The organism is Halosegnis marinus (assembly GCF_029338355.1).
Lineage (GTDB): Archaea > Halobacteriota > Halobacteria > Halobacteriales > Haloarculaceae > Halosegnis > Halosegnis marinus.
Window position 1 is genome coordinate 1,622,269 of sequence record NZ_CP119802.1, and the last position, 13,000, is coordinate 1,635,268.

Sequence of the window (13,000 nt, forward strand, 5' to 3'; positions counted from 1 at the left end):
CGGCGGTGTCAGTTACCGACGTCGGTGGCGCGCTCGACCACGTCCGCGCCGTACATCTCGGCCAGTTCGTCGTGCTGGTCCGGCCGGTTCTCGTACACGTCCTGGAACAGCGTGATGGGGGTCTGGGCGGCCTGATACGTCGCCTCGTCCCACATCCGGTCGTTAGCGATGTCCACCTCGACGCCGTCCACGCGCAGGGTCGCGGCGCGCGTGATGGCGATGGCGCCCGTGCCGGCCTCCTTCGCGGCCTCGAACTCGGCCATCGAGTCCACGATGTCGTCCATGCTCGGGACGTAGGAGGCGAGGTCGAGCAGTTCGGACTGCAGTTCCTCCTCGTCGAGCGTCTGCGTGTCGCCGCCGACGGTGAGCGTGTACTCGTCGCCGTCCTCCTCGAGGGAGATGCGGTCGCCGTCGTAGACGAAGACGCCGTCCTCCTCGGTCAGTTCGACCTCGCGGCCGTCGGCGTCGAGGAGCCAGCTGCCGGTCTTCGGCGGGAGCGGGTTCGTGTTGGCCTCGACGACCTGTCCCGGGGTGAGCGACCAGATGCCGAGCATCCCCTTCGCCTGGTTGTTCTTCATGCGCTCGTTGTACCCCTCGACGTCGCGGATGTCGTCGTACGGGCCGTCCACGGCGATACAGCCGGCGGCGCTCGCGCCGCGGGAGGTGTTGTGGCGCAGTTCCGGCCACGGCGGGAGGCCGCCGGTCGGCGTGATGGCGCGCATGTCCTTCGTGTAGTCGACCTCGCCGTCCACGAGCAGGAACATCCGTTCGAGGTTGTTGTCCGGCTTCCCCATCTCGTCGCGGAGCTTCCGCATCGCGAGTTCGGCCGCGCCGGACTCGATGATGACGGACATGGCGAGGCTCCCCTCGTCGAGGCCGTGCTCGTTCTCGACGATGGTGAAGAACTCGTCGGCCTTCTTCCAGTCGTCGATGCCGCCGACCTCGGGAATCACGAACCCGTCGATGTTCTCGACGGCTCCGTTGTCCGGGTCGGCGATGGTGAGCATGTGCTGGAACCCCTGATAGCGCGTCGTCGGGCTGTCGCGGTGCCAGACGATACGCGGGTGTATCTCGCCGGGGAAGTCGCCCCCCTTCTCGCTCACCACGTCGATGATGTTCTGCGCGCCCTCGTCGCGCATCGACGGGGCGGTGGCGTCCTCGTTGTCCGGCACCCAGACGTCGGGCGCCTGCATCCCGCGCAGGTCGGCCGCGCGGCGGATCATCTTCGCGGAGTCGTCCTCCCCCTCGACGGCCGTCGGCGAGGTGAAGAAGGTCCGCACGAACTTGCGTGTGTGTCGTCGTTCCATGTCTATGGTAGTGGCTACGTCCTCGTTACTAAGAACCGACGGAAGCGGCCAATCCGGCGGCCGGCCGTCGGGGGCGTCCCGTCGCCGGGGCCGGGTCGCCGTCGCGCGACCGCGGGCCCCGTCGTCCGTGTTCGGCGACTCCGTCAGTCGTCGTCCTGCTCGCTGGAGAGCACCGCCTCGCCCTCCTCGGTGAAGCCCGCGGAGGACTCCATCCGGGCCTGCGCCTCGGGGTCGAACTGCGCCTCGATGTTCTGGAAGCGCGGGACGAACGAGAGCTGGTGGTGGCTCTCCGTCTCGTGGCCCAGGTAGCGGTCCTCGAGGTCGAACTGCGCCTCCTCGGCGTTCTCCGCGATGTTCTTCATGTCCTCGTAGACGGCGTGCGCGCCCGAGTGGAGCGCGTACAGCGTGATGAACTGGTACTTGTAGCCGAGGTCGCCCAGCTCCTGGAACGTGAGGGGGTCCTCCTCCTGGGACCACGCGAAGCTCGACGAGTAGTTGAACGCGAGCTTCAGGTCCGGGTGGGTCTCGTGGATGGTCTCGGCGTAGTTGACGGCGTCCTCGCGCGAGGGGTCCGGCATCTCGGGCCAGACCAGGTCGACGCCGGCGTCGGCGTAGATGCGGCCGCGCTCGAGGTGCTCCTCCCAGTCGCCGTTGGCGGAGCCGTACGCGTCCGTGCGGGCGATGATGATGGTGTCCTCGGACTGCTTGGCGTCGACGGCCGCTTCGAAGCGGGCGCGGGCGTCCTCGCGGGAGACGATCTGCTTGCCGGCGATGTGGCCGCAGCGCTTCGGCGAGGTCTGGTCCTCGATGTGGACGGCGGCGACGCCGGCCTTCTCGTACTCGCGGACGGCGCGGCGGACGTTGTGGACGCCGCCGTAGCCGGTGTCACAGTCGGCGACGACCGGGAGGCTCGTGGCCTCGACGATGCGCTTCGCGTTCTCGACCATCTCGGTCATCGTGACCATCTCCAGGTCCGGGAAGCCGAACTGGCCGAGCACCGTCGAGTAGCCCGACATATACGCCGCGTCCAGCCCGGCCATCTCGGCCAGCCGGGCGTCCAGCGCGTGGTAGAGACCGGGCGCGAAGACGTAGTCCTGCTCGTTCAGCTTCTCGCGGAGTTCGCGGGCGGCGGGGTTATCGACGTCTCGAATCATCGTGTCCGTGGTACGGACACCCTCGGCGACGGGGTCGTTGTCCTTGTCGTGTCCCATTGTGTGCGTCCCATACGCAGTGGAGGTGGTACAAGAACGTTATGAACAATAATGATAATATTTCTTAATGCGTAATGGGGCCTCCAATCTCTCATTACCCTTAATATGTAAGACATTACCACACGGCGCGGTCAGACGAAGTAGAAGACGACCAGCGAGAGGGCCACGAGCCCGATGCTGTACTTCAGCCCGGAGAGCACGTGGTTGTCGGTGAGCTTGCCGGCGATGAGTCCGGTGCCGACGGCCTGCACCACGGCCGAGTGGAAGAAGAGCGCGTGGTAGAGGTCGATGCTCTCGGCGTCGAGGTTGACGGGGTTCTGCGTGTTCGTCCCGGCGCTCGCCGCCTGCTCGGTGATGGGGCCGAGGAAGCTCTGGTCGAGGACGACCATCACGCCCATGTAGACGAGGAAGCCGATGACGACGATGGCGACGTAGGAGTTCAGCTCCTGCTGGCGGTTGCGGTCCAGCCGGAAGCGGTGGCGGGTGTCCTCCGCGGCGATGGACATCACCTTGTGGAGCTCGCCCGTCGAGCGGGCCCCCTCCGCGAGGATGTTACACGTCCGGGTGAGCTGTGGCACCTCGACGCGGTCGGCCAGCCCCCGCAGCCCGCTCTGGATGTCGTAGTTCCACTCCATGTCGTTGCGCGTCCGCCGGAGCTCCGTCGACAGCGCCCCGGAGACGTTCTTCGTGACGAGGTCGATACCCTTCACGAGCGGGACGCCCATCTGGTTCGCGCTCGCGAGGATGTCGAGGGTGTCGGGGAGCTGTTCGGCGATGGCCTCGCGCCGCCGCCGGTCGGCCTCGTAGAACAGCGACAGCGGGAACGCGACGACGAAGAACGGCACGACGAGCAGGGCCAGCGTCGCCTCGAACGGCTCCTCCAGCAGGACGCCGCTGCGCAGCGGTACCGACAGTAGCTCCGCCGACAGCGGGGCCGCGAGGACGGCGAGCGGCACCGTCGCGACGAGGGTGAGCGTCGGCCGCTCGTACAGCGGCTTCAGCGGCGCCCGCAGGAACGCCCGGGCCCGCGCCCGCAGGCGGAGGCCGCGGAACACGTCGAAGCCCGGCGACGCCCGCAGGTCGGCCGTTACCGGGACCCGCGTCCCGTCGTCGGGTATCTTCAGGTCGTGGTCCGGCTGTTTGTACGGGTCGGACAGCACGGAGACGATGACCAGGAACGCCGCCATCACGAGCGGGATGACGGCGTAGATGACGACCATCAGGTAGGGAACGGTGTTCTCCCCGAGGAAGCTCATCACCATCATGATGACCACGACGAACAGCGGCGCGGCGACGAACAGGACGATGAACACCTCGGAGAGCAGTTCGAGCGTGTCGAGGAAGCTCTCCTGTTCGTTCTGTGCCCGGTCCATGTACTTCTCCGTCTCCTCGCGGAGGAAGCCGGTCATGTCGCCTCCCGAGTCGAGCACCGACAGCAGGTCGTCGAGGAACGACTCGAGGTTGTCCGACGGCGTGAGGTTGCGCGCGTTGCGGATGGCGGTGTAGAGGTCCGCGCCGAACAGCTCCACGTCGCGGATGATCATGTCGAACTCGTCGGAGACGTTGCCGTACGTCTCGTCGGCCCCGGCCGTGCGTTCGAGCACCTCCAGCAGGTCCATCCCGCCGAACGACAGCGCGTACATGTAGACGATGGCGTGCGGGAGGTTCACGTCGATGTTGCGCCGCCGCGAGTCGATGACGAGCGACGGGTAGTAGAGCCGTGCCACCCAGACCGTGCCGAAGCCGACGAGCGCCAGCACGAGCGCCAGCGCCGCGCCCCCGACGACCACCTCGTTCTCCGCGACGAACCGCACCAGCGCCCCCGTGCCGAAGTTCACCGGTGAGTCGATGCTCCCGAGGACGCCCAGCCGCGTCAACACGACGGTCAGCAGGGCACCCGCGAGCGCGCCCGCGATGCCCGCGAACGTCGCGAGCGTCACCGACCGGGTGAGGTAGCGGTCGTACGTCGTCCCCACGCGGGCCTGGTTCAGCCGCCGCTGGAGCCGCCAGTAGCGGGCGGGCCGCGACCGGAAGAACGCCCGCACGAGGCCGAACTCGCGGCGGAACATCTCGCGGCGGTCCTCCGAGACGGTGCCCGAGGGCAGGTACTGTTCCGCCTCGTAGCCGGGCACGGGCACGTCGTCCTCGTCGTCGCCGACGAGGTCGCCGAGCGCCGACTCGGCCTCCCCGCGGTCCTCGTTGCTCACGGGTCACCACCGTCGCCGTCGTCGCGCTCGCGGACCGCGGCCGTCGCGTCCGGGAACGGTTCGCCGTCCTCGTCGAGCAGAGGGTCTATCTCCCGGACCGCGGGGACGAGGTCCTCGAGTTCCTCCCCGTCACCGTCCGGGTCCGCCGGGGCCGCCGTGTCGGGCGGCGCGGCCCGCTCGTGGGTCGGTGCCGGCGCGAGCGTGAGCGAGGTGGGGTCGAGCGTGTCGTCCCGAACCCGTTCGAGCACCCGGTCGGGCGACTTCATGAAGCCGTGGATGACGCGCGCGACGTCCTCGTGCCACGTGATGTCGTTCTCGACGAGGTACGCCAGCACCTCGCGGCGGTCGCGGAACTCCTCGCGGATGCGGCGGTCGGTCCAGCCGCGGTCCTCCGCGATGTCGTCGAACACCGACGAGTCCACGAAGTCGTTGTGCGAGTCCGACTCCGCGTCCCACTCGAAGACGGTGTCGACGAGGATGTCCTGGGTTCCGCCGCCCCCGTCCACTATCTCGGTGATGCTGTCGTTGCGGCGGACGCGCTCGCCGTCGAGCATCACCTGCTTCTGGATGGAGACGATGTCGAGTTCCTTTATCATCTGCGTCGGGACGGACAGCGGCTCGTTCTCCAGGCGGTTGATGACGCCAGTGACGGACTCCGAGTGAACCGTCGTGTAGGCGGTGTGCCCCGTCGCCATCGCCTGGAAGAAGGTGAGCGCCACCTCCGACTCCGTGCGTATCTCGCCGACGAGGATGTACTCCGGGCGCTGGCGCAGCGCCGTCTGGAGCTGTTGGTACATCGTCACCGACCCCTCGCCGGAGGCGGTGACGGACTCGCGGGTGAGGCTCTGTATCCAGTTCTCGTGGGGGAGCTTCACCTCGGGTGTGTCCTCGATGGAGACGACCTTGCTCTTCTTCGGGATGAAGAAGGAGACGGCGTTCAGGCTCGTGGTCTTACCCGACCCCGTGCCGCCCGCGAACACGAGCGAGCGGTTGTTCTCGATACAGAGCCACAGGTACGCCATCTGGTCCAGCGAGAACGTGTCCCAGTTGATGAGGTCGACCGGGGTGTCGGGGACCGCGGAGAACTGCCGGATGGTGAAGTTCGCGCCCCGGGTGGCGATGTCGCCGCCGAAGCTCAGCTGGATGCGCGACCCGTCCGGCAGCGAGGCGTCCACGAGCGGGTTCGAGACGGAGATGTGTTTGCCCGCCCGCTGGGCCATCCGCGCGACGAAGGAGTTCAGCTCCTGGCCGTCGAACGAGACGTTCGTGTCGAGGTCGCGGTACTCGCGGTGGTAGACGAACACGGGGAGGTCCGTCCCGTCACAGGAGATGTCCTCCACGGCCTCGTCGTGCATGATGGGGTCGATGCGGCCGTACTCCACGAAGTCGCGCCGGAGGTAGTAGAGCAGCTTGTACAGCGACAGCGTCGTCACCGCCGCGGTGTGCTCGCGCACGAGGTCGGCCGCCTTCCGCTCGAACAGCGACGCCCGGTCGCTGCCGTCCGCCACGTCGTAGTACATCAGGCTGTTGCGGAGGTGCTTGGTCAGCTCCTCCAGCACGTACCGCTCGAACTCGGAGAGGTACGGCTCCACGACCCGGTAGCGGAGCTCGTCGGCCCGGAGGTCGCGGACGATGGTCACGTACGCGTACGGCTCGTTCACCCAGTAGCGCTCCACCTCCTCGTGGTCCGCGAGGTACGAGAAGTCGAAGAAGCGCTTCCGGACGGCCTCGGCGTCCGGTTGGCGGTCGAAGGCGAGGTCCGCGCTCTCGAAGTGGTCGACCACGTCGCCGAGCACCTCGCCGCGCGTTCGGTGGCCCTCCACCGAGTCCGGGAGCGGCGGCGGCGTGAACGACTCGACGGCGTCCATGTCGCGCCGCTCCTCCACGGGCCGCCGCTCGCTCCCGAGCAGCCCGCTCAGCGTCGCCCGCGTCCGCGACAGCCGCTCGTTCAGGCGCGCGGAGAGGCCGTCGCTCCCCTCGCTCGCGCCGCTATCCCCCGATGGTCCCCCGTCATCGACCCCCATGTCATTAGAGAACAATACGTCACCACCGATAAAAATTCGGGCGCGTTCTCACGGTGGGAGAACCCCGTGCCGGGCCGCGGTTCGCCCCCTCGACGGGAGGAAACCGGCGCCTCGGGGCTCGGTGGACAATTACACACTCCTTCGGCCGTCGTTTCCCGATTCGCCCCACAAGGTTTAGTAGGAACGTCTCAACTGACGGGTGTGATGCAGGGGGGAACGGACCGGGGGGTCTCGGAGGTACTGGGCGGGATACTCGTGTTCGCGATACTGGTCAGTGCGCTCGGCGTCTACCAGTCGGTCGCGGTGCCGAACGCGAACGAGGACGTCGAGCTGGCACACAGCCAGGAGATACAGGGGGACATGGTCGAGCTACGGAACGCGGTCCGGCGGAGCGCGAGCGCCGGCACCGGCGACACCGTCGGCCTCCGTCTCGGCGTGAACTACCCGCCGCGGACGCTCGGGCTGAACCCCTCCTCCGGGTCGGGGACCTTCCGAACGACGGGGCCCGCGGCCGTCGTCGTCGCGAACGCGCAGTCCGACGCGGCCGACGTCGGGGACGTCTGGAACGGCACGAACCGGACCTACACCACCCGAGCCGTCGCGTTCACCCCCGAGTACAACTACTACCGCGAGGCCGGCACCACGCGCATCGAGGGGACGGTCGCGTACAACGACTTCGGCGACGACGGGGCCGTCCCGCTGTCGGGCCAGCGGCTCGTCGACGGGCGCGAGATAACGCTCGTCACGCTGGAGGGCGACCTCGCCACCTCGCAGGCGACCTCGCTCGCCGTGGACGTGGAACCGGTCAGCGTCTCGCGCTCGACCGTCGGCGTTCGGAACACGTCCGACCCCATCAACGTCACCGTCCCCACACGCGTCCCGGAGGAGGTCTGGGTGACCGACCTCCTCGCGGGCCAACTCGACGACCCCGGCGCGACCACCTGTGCGGACACCCGAACCGACGACCCCACCGACGACGACACGGACGGCGCGTACGTGGCGCAGTGCGTCTACGACGACAGCACCACGCCCGCGAACCTGACGCTGACGCTCGAACCCGGCACGACGTACCGGTTCGACGTCGCCCGCGTCTCCGTCGGACCCTCGGACGAACCGGAACCGACGCCCGAGTACATCACGGTCGTCAGCGGCGACGGCCAGAGCGTTCCCGAGGGCGGCACACGCGAGGTGGTCTTCGAGGTCCGCGACGAGTACGACAACCCCGTGCCCGACGCCGAACTCGACGTCGGACTCAGTCCGATTACACAGGGGAGCGTCTCCGTCAACGGGAGGGAGAACGCGACCCTGTCCGACGTGACGACGAACGACGACGGCGAACTCGTCGTGACGTACGACGCGCCGGGCGAGATATCCAGCAGTCCCGTTTCGGTCGATATCCGGACGACGCTCGCGGACGGCTTCGACGGCTACGACGAGTCCGGGCCGGGGAACGCGACCGCGGATATCCGGGTCATCAACGCGAGCAAGATCAACCGTACCACGACCGCGTTCAATCCCGAGATCGGATTGGTGCTCGAGTCGACCACCTTCGAGAGCGGCACGACGAACCTCGACATCACGTTCAACAACACCGGCTCCGAGGGACGGGAGATAACCGGTATCCGGTACGCCTTCTTCTTCGGGGAATCGCAGAACAACAACCGAGCGATTTCCCCGTACGCGGTACTTCAGAGCCCGAACCGAAACCTGACTCTCTCCGGGTCGACGGAGTCGGTCTCGATAGTCGTCCCGCCGGGCGCGAACCGGACGCTCGAGTTCGACGTCGAGATACGTAACCGCAGTCAGGAGGAGATAGAACAGGGGGATTACTTCGTCTTCTCGGTCCTCATCGACGGCGAGCGTCGCGAGACGTACTTCGTCGCCCCGACGGCGGAGTAGCGACTCCCGTTTTCGGTCGAGAGTGCGGAAAGAGCCTAGGCCGGAATTTGAATCCGGGGTCTCGTCCTTACCAAGGACGCGCTTTACCGCTAAGCTACCCAGGCACGCACTATCGGGTAGCCCGCTGGCGTCTTTAGTCGTTTCGATTCAGGGGTCGCCCGCCGCCGGTGACGCCGGCGATTCGGGTTCGGGCGCCGTCGTCGAACAGCGTCGCGGGTTCGGGGAAGCCGTCGTCGTAGCGGCCGGCGAACTCGCGGGCGAGCGGGCCGGTGTCCCCGGGGGTCTCCCCGGCGGCCGTGGTGCCGGCGACGAGCGCGAGCGTGAGCACGTCGACTTCGAGTTCGTCGTCGAGCGCGGCCGGGTCGTCGGCGTCGCGGCGTTCGGTCTGGTCGCGGCCGAACGCGCGGACCACCTCGACGGCCTCGGTGGCGGCGTCGGTGCGCGCGAGCAGGAAGAAGCCGCGCGAGACGAGCACGTCGGCGGCGAGGATATCGACGTTCGCGCGCTCGCGGGCCTCGCGGGGGGCGTCGCCGCCGTCCCACGGGTCGTCGTTCGCGAGCCGGCGGGTGAGCCGCAGGCCGTCGTAGATGAGCTGGACGCCGACGGCGCGTTCGGTCAGCGCCGCGGGGTCGGCGCCGGCGCTCTCGGCGGCCAACAGCGTGAGAACGCCGGGGACGGGGGAGCCGTCGGCGAGGAACGCCTCGATATCGTCCCGGAACTCCTCGGGGACGATGTCGGCGACGGCGTCTCCGGCGGCCCCGCGGACCGCGGCGGCGTAATCCATCGGCCGAAAGTAGGCGAGCGAAGGGCAAAGACCTTTGGAAACCCCCGGCCAGCGTCGCGCATGCTCCGCATCGAGGACGGCGACCGGGTGCGTACGGTGACGCTCGACCGGCCCGACGCGCGCAACGCGCTCACGCCCGACGGACTCGACGCGCTCGCCGACGCCGTGACGGAGGCGCCGACGCCCGTGGTCCACCTCCGCGGGGCGGGCGACGCCTTCTGTGCGGGTGCGGACCTCGCGTCCGTGGCCGCGGCCGCCGAGAGCGAGTCCGCGGGCCGGGCGTTCGTCGCGCGCGGTCAGCGGACGATGGACGCGATAGAATCGAGCGACGCCGTCGTCGTCGCGGGCGTGAACGGCGCGGCCCGCGGCGGCGGCGTGGAACTCGCGCTCGCGGCCGACGTGCGTGTCGCGACGCCCGACGCCACCTTCGCGGAGCCCGGGGTCACCTTCGGGCTGTTCGGGGCGTGGGGCGGCACCGTTCGCCTCCCCGAGGCCGTGGGCGCGAGCCACGCGGCCGACCTGTCGCTGTCCGGCCGGGTCGTCGACGCCGAGGCGGCCCGCGAGGCGGGTCTCGTCTCGCGGGTGGTTCCGGACCCGGCCGACGTGGCCGCCGAGATAGCCGCCAACGACCCGAGCGCGCTCGCGGCGCTGACGCGGCTGGGTCGCCACCGCGGCACGCGCGCCGAGCGCGAGGCGGCCGAGGCGGACGCCTTCGTCGCCTTGCTGGACGAACACGCCGACGCGCTGGCGGCGCACCGAAACGGATAGAAGCGTCCGAGCGACTAGACGGAGCAATGACCGACTGCGACTACTGCGGGGCCGACTTCGACACGGAGACGGCCTACCTCGAACACCTCGCCGACGAGCACCCCGACGACCTCGGCCCCATCGAACAGCGCCGGGTCGCGGCGCTCGACGGCGACGACGGGGGTATCGGCGCCGCGCCCGTCGCGCTGGCGCTCGTCCTCGTGGCCGCTGCGGCCGTCGTCGGCTACGTGGTGTTCTTCTCCGGCGGGGGCTCCGGCACCCCGGACGGCGTCGCGAAGGTGGCCCAGACGCCCACCGACTACCGCGCGGTCCACTACCACGGGACGATGGAGATGAGCGTCATGGGCTCCGCGGTGGACTTCTCGCGGGACCGCTACCAGCTCCAGGCGAACGAGTGGCACTTCGAGGCCCGCGACGGCACGGAGTGGCACGCACACGCCCGCGGCGTCACGCTGGAGTGGGCGATGTACACCCTCGACATCGGCGTCACCGACGACTCCGTGACCTACCGGGGAACGACCTACACCGACGGGGAGAACGCGAACGTCACCGTCGCGGTGAACGGGGAGGACGTGGACCCGACGCAGTACGTCCTGCAGGAGGGCGATAGCGTCCGCATCGTCGTCGCCGAGAACTGACCCGCGGTCGCGCCGCTTTTGTCCGCGCCGTCCCTACCCCGAGTATGACAGACAGCGCCGCCGACGGCTACGGGGGACTGTTCGGCGCGTTCCCGTACGCCTTCCGGCGGAGCGACTCGCGGCTGTTCCGGCTGTACGTCGTCGCGGGCGGTCTGCTCGCGGCCCTGCTGGGGCTGGGGTTCGGGCTGGCGTTCGTCGTCAGCATCGCCCAATCGACGGGCCTCGCGGCCGGGGGAACCTCCTCGTTCGTCCGGACGTTCGTGCTGATGGTCGGCTTCCTCGTCGTGCTCCCCGTCGTCGGCCCGGTGTTGCTCGTCGCGCGCCACCACCGCCGCGAGGGGTCGGACGCCCGCTACGACCGCGCCGTCGCGGCCGCGGGGCTCGTGTATCTGCTTTCGCTGTACCTGCTCGTCGTCGCCTCCATCCCGCCGGAGTTCGTCCTCGACGGCGAGCCGACGACCCGGCCCGTTCCCCGCGGCGTCTTCGCGCCCGTCATCTCGCTGCTGTACGCCGTGCCCGCGGTCGCCTCGCCGCTGATTCCGGCCGCCGCCGCCGCGCTCGTCTGGCTCGTCCACCGGCGCTACCGGTAGGGACCGACGAGGTGAAACGGCCCGGGGCGCTTTCCTCCCCTATGACCGACGACACCGACGAGACGGAGGGCACCTTCGTCGTCACCCACGCCGAGGCCGACTCCGCCGTCCTGCGGGACGTGGATTCGAGCCGCGTCCACACGCTGGGCGACAACCCCGGCGTCGAGGCCGGCGACGTGCTGGAGGCGACGCTTGCGCCCGAACCGCCGCTGGAGGTGACCCACACCGTGGTCGAGGTGGCCGCGCGCAGAAGCGTCGCCGTCGAGGAGAGCCCCGAACCGCCGACCGCACACGAGCGCGAGGTCGCCGCCGAGCAGTCGGTGGGCGACCTCACGAAGCGGGAGCGCGCCGGGATGGGCGAGATACACGTGCTCTCGGTGCCGCCCGCGGACACCGACGACGCCGTCCGCGACGTGGTCGAGGACGACGAGACGCTCGCCCGCGCGGCCCGGATGCCCGACGTGAACCGCGTCGAGGTGCGCTCGGACGCCGACGAGGGTCTCGTCAGCGTGCGCTACCTTCCCTGACCGTCCCTCCGACCTCGATTCCGTCCCCGACGGCGACCCGCTCGCCGACCGTTTCCCGCGGCACGCGCGTGTTCACCATCAGCCGGAAGTAGTGGTCGTAGCGGCCGCGCGCGGCGAACTCGGGGAGCGTCGCCTCGCGCCGCTCGACGAACCGCTCGCGGAACCCGGGCGTCTCCTCCCCGGTGTCCGGGTCGCGCGTCGGCACCGCACACCGCTGGCAGGGGTTCACGCCCTCGAAGCGCGTCCCCCCTATCTCGAACGGGACCACCTCGCCCGCGTCGCCGTAGAGGCGGTCCTCCCAGAACGGCTCCACGCCCGACACCACGAGGTTCGGGCGCAGGCGACGGCACATCCCCGCCGCGTCGACGCCGTCGAACCACTCGGCCGTCGCGTCGAGCGTCGCCTCGGCCACCACCGTCGGCCCGGAGAGGTGCGTGTCGTCCGGGAAGCCGCCCGACGCGTCCCGCTCGATACCGACCTCGTAGCCGAAGTACGCCGAGAGGAACTCGGCCGCCGCGTCGCGCTCGTCGGGGAGACGGAACGTCTCCCTCGCCCCGTCGCGCGGGCCGACGGTCCACGCGCCGCTGTCGGGGTCGAAGTCGCTCGCCAGTCCGTGGACCGCGCGCTCGCGCTTGGCGTTGACGTACTCGCCGTCCGCGTCCACGAGCGCGTACTCGCGGTCGTGCGAGAGGCCGCCCGCGTCGAGTACCTCGGCGGCGTCGAGCGCGAGCGGGTCCAGCGACTTCACGGGGTAGACGAGCACGCGGGCGAGTTCGGGCATACCCCCGCTCGGGGCCGGCCGGCCTTGAAGCCTCAGGCGAGTTCCGCGAACAACAGCAGGACGCTCGGCGCGACGAGCAGCACCACGCCGGCGAGCAGCAGCAGCGCCGGCAGGAACAGCAGGCCGGCGTCCGTGAGGAGCCACAGGCCCGCGCCCGCGAGCAGGAGCACCACGCCGAGCAGGCGCAGCGCCCACGTCACGGCCCCTTCGAGTCCCGAGTCGGCGACCACGTCGACGACTTCGAGCGCCTCGTCCATGCCGTCG

General features: G+C 69.6%; 12 protein-coding genes and 1 tRNA gene. 5 read left to right on the forward strand and 8 right to left on the reverse strand.

Going from position 1 to position 13,000, the window contains the following annotated elements:
* Positions 1–8 precede the first annotated feature (8 nt).
* The 4 genes from aceB to P2T37_RS09130 all read right to left on the reverse strand — a co-directional run bounded on the left by aceB (position 9) and on the right by P2T37_RS09130 (position 6,749).
* Positions 9–1,307: a malate synthase AceB gene (aceB, locus tag P2T37_RS09115; protein ID WP_382211300.1), complete on the reverse strand. Its 1,299-nt coding sequence runs from the start codon at positions 1,305–1,307 to the stop codon at positions 9–11.
* A gap of 143 nt (positions 1,308–1,450) precedes the next feature.
* Positions 1,451–2,461, reverse strand: coding sequence for an isocitrate lyase (aceA, locus tag P2T37_RS09120; RefSeq protein ID WP_276236168.1), 1,011 nt, complete (start codon positions 2,459–2,461; stop codon positions 1,451–1,453).
* Positions 2,462–2,649: 188 nt separating this feature from the next.
* Positions 2,650–4,725, reverse strand: a complete 2,076-nt coding sequence (locus P2T37_RS09125) for a type II secretion system F family protein (protein WP_276233603.1) — start codon at positions 4,723–4,725, stop codon at positions 2,650–2,652.
* Positions 4,722–6,749: a type II/IV secretion system ATPase subunit gene (locus tag P2T37_RS09130; RefSeq protein ID WP_276233604.1), complete on the reverse strand. Its 2,028-nt coding sequence runs from the start codon at positions 6,747–6,749 to the stop codon at positions 4,722–4,724. Before P2T37_RS09130 ends, P2T37_RS09125 begins: the two co-directional genes overlap by 4 nt.
* A 204-nt stretch (positions 6,750–6,953) precedes the next feature.
* On the opposite strand from P2T37_RS09130, the gene P2T37_RS09135 reads away from it, so the two are divergent.
* Positions 6,954–8,648: a hypothetical protein gene (locus tag P2T37_RS09135; protein ID WP_276233605.1), complete on the forward strand. Its 1,695-nt coding sequence runs from the start codon at positions 6,954–6,956 to the stop codon at positions 8,646–8,648.
* A 32-nt stretch (positions 8,649–8,680) separates the two neighbouring features.
* Here P2T37_RS09135 and P2T37_RS09140 read toward each other — a convergent pair.
* Both P2T37_RS09140 and P2T37_RS09145 read right to left on the reverse strand, forming a co-directional pair.
* A tRNA-Thr gene (locus P2T37_RS09140) sits at positions 8,681–8,752 on the reverse strand.
* A 29-nt stretch (positions 8,753–8,781) separates the two neighbouring features.
* A complete protein-coding gene (locus tag P2T37_RS09145; RefSeq protein ID WP_276233606.1) occupies positions 8,782–9,432 on the reverse strand; it encodes a DUF7114 family protein in 651 nt (216 codons plus the stop codon).
* 60 nt (positions 9,433–9,492) lie between these two features.
* On the opposite strand from P2T37_RS09145, the gene P2T37_RS09150 reads away from it, so the two are divergent.
* The 4 genes from P2T37_RS09150 to P2T37_RS09165 are packed head-to-tail and all read left to right on the forward strand — an operon-like array spanning position 9,493 to position 11,955.
* Positions 9,493–10,200: an enoyl-CoA hydratase/isomerase family protein gene (locus tag P2T37_RS09150; RefSeq protein WP_276233607.1), complete on the forward strand. Its 708-nt coding sequence runs from the start codon at positions 9,493–9,495 to the stop codon at positions 10,198–10,200.
* Positions 10,201–10,226: 26 nt separating this feature from the next.
* Positions 10,227–10,838: a hypothetical protein gene (locus tag P2T37_RS09155; protein WP_276233608.1), complete on the forward strand. Its 612-nt coding sequence runs from the start codon at positions 10,227–10,229 to the stop codon at positions 10,836–10,838.
* Between the two features lie 44 nt (positions 10,839–10,882).
* Positions 10,883–11,428 (forward strand): DUF8056 family protein, encoded by a 546-nt coding sequence (locus P2T37_RS09160; RefSeq protein WP_276233609.1) that lies wholly within the window; start codon positions 10,883–10,885, stop codon positions 11,426–11,428.
* Between the two features lie 41 nt (positions 11,429–11,469).
* On the forward strand, positions 11,470–11,955 hold the full coding sequence (locus P2T37_RS09165) for a DUF5812 family protein (protein ID WP_276233610.1): 486 nt from the start codon (positions 11,470–11,472) through the stop codon (positions 11,953–11,955).
* Here the strand turns inward: P2T37_RS09165 and P2T37_RS09170 are convergent.
* Together P2T37_RS09170 and P2T37_RS09175 are read right to left on the reverse strand one after the other, a co-directional pair.
* The gene (locus P2T37_RS09170) at positions 11,933–12,736 is read right to left on the reverse strand and encodes an MOSC domain-containing protein (protein ID WP_276233611.1); all 804 of its coding nucleotides are present in this window, start codon (positions 12,734–12,736) and stop codon (positions 11,933–11,935) included. The two genes, P2T37_RS09165 and P2T37_RS09170, sit on opposite strands and share 23 nt — an antisense overlap.
* A gap of 32 nt (positions 12,737–12,768) precedes the next feature.
* The gene (locus P2T37_RS09175; RefSeq protein ID WP_276233612.1) at positions 12,769–12,993 is read right to left on the reverse strand and encodes a hypothetical protein; all 225 of its coding nucleotides are present in this window, start codon (positions 12,991–12,993) and stop codon (positions 12,769–12,771) included.
* Positions 12,994–13,000: the final 7 nt, after the last annotated feature.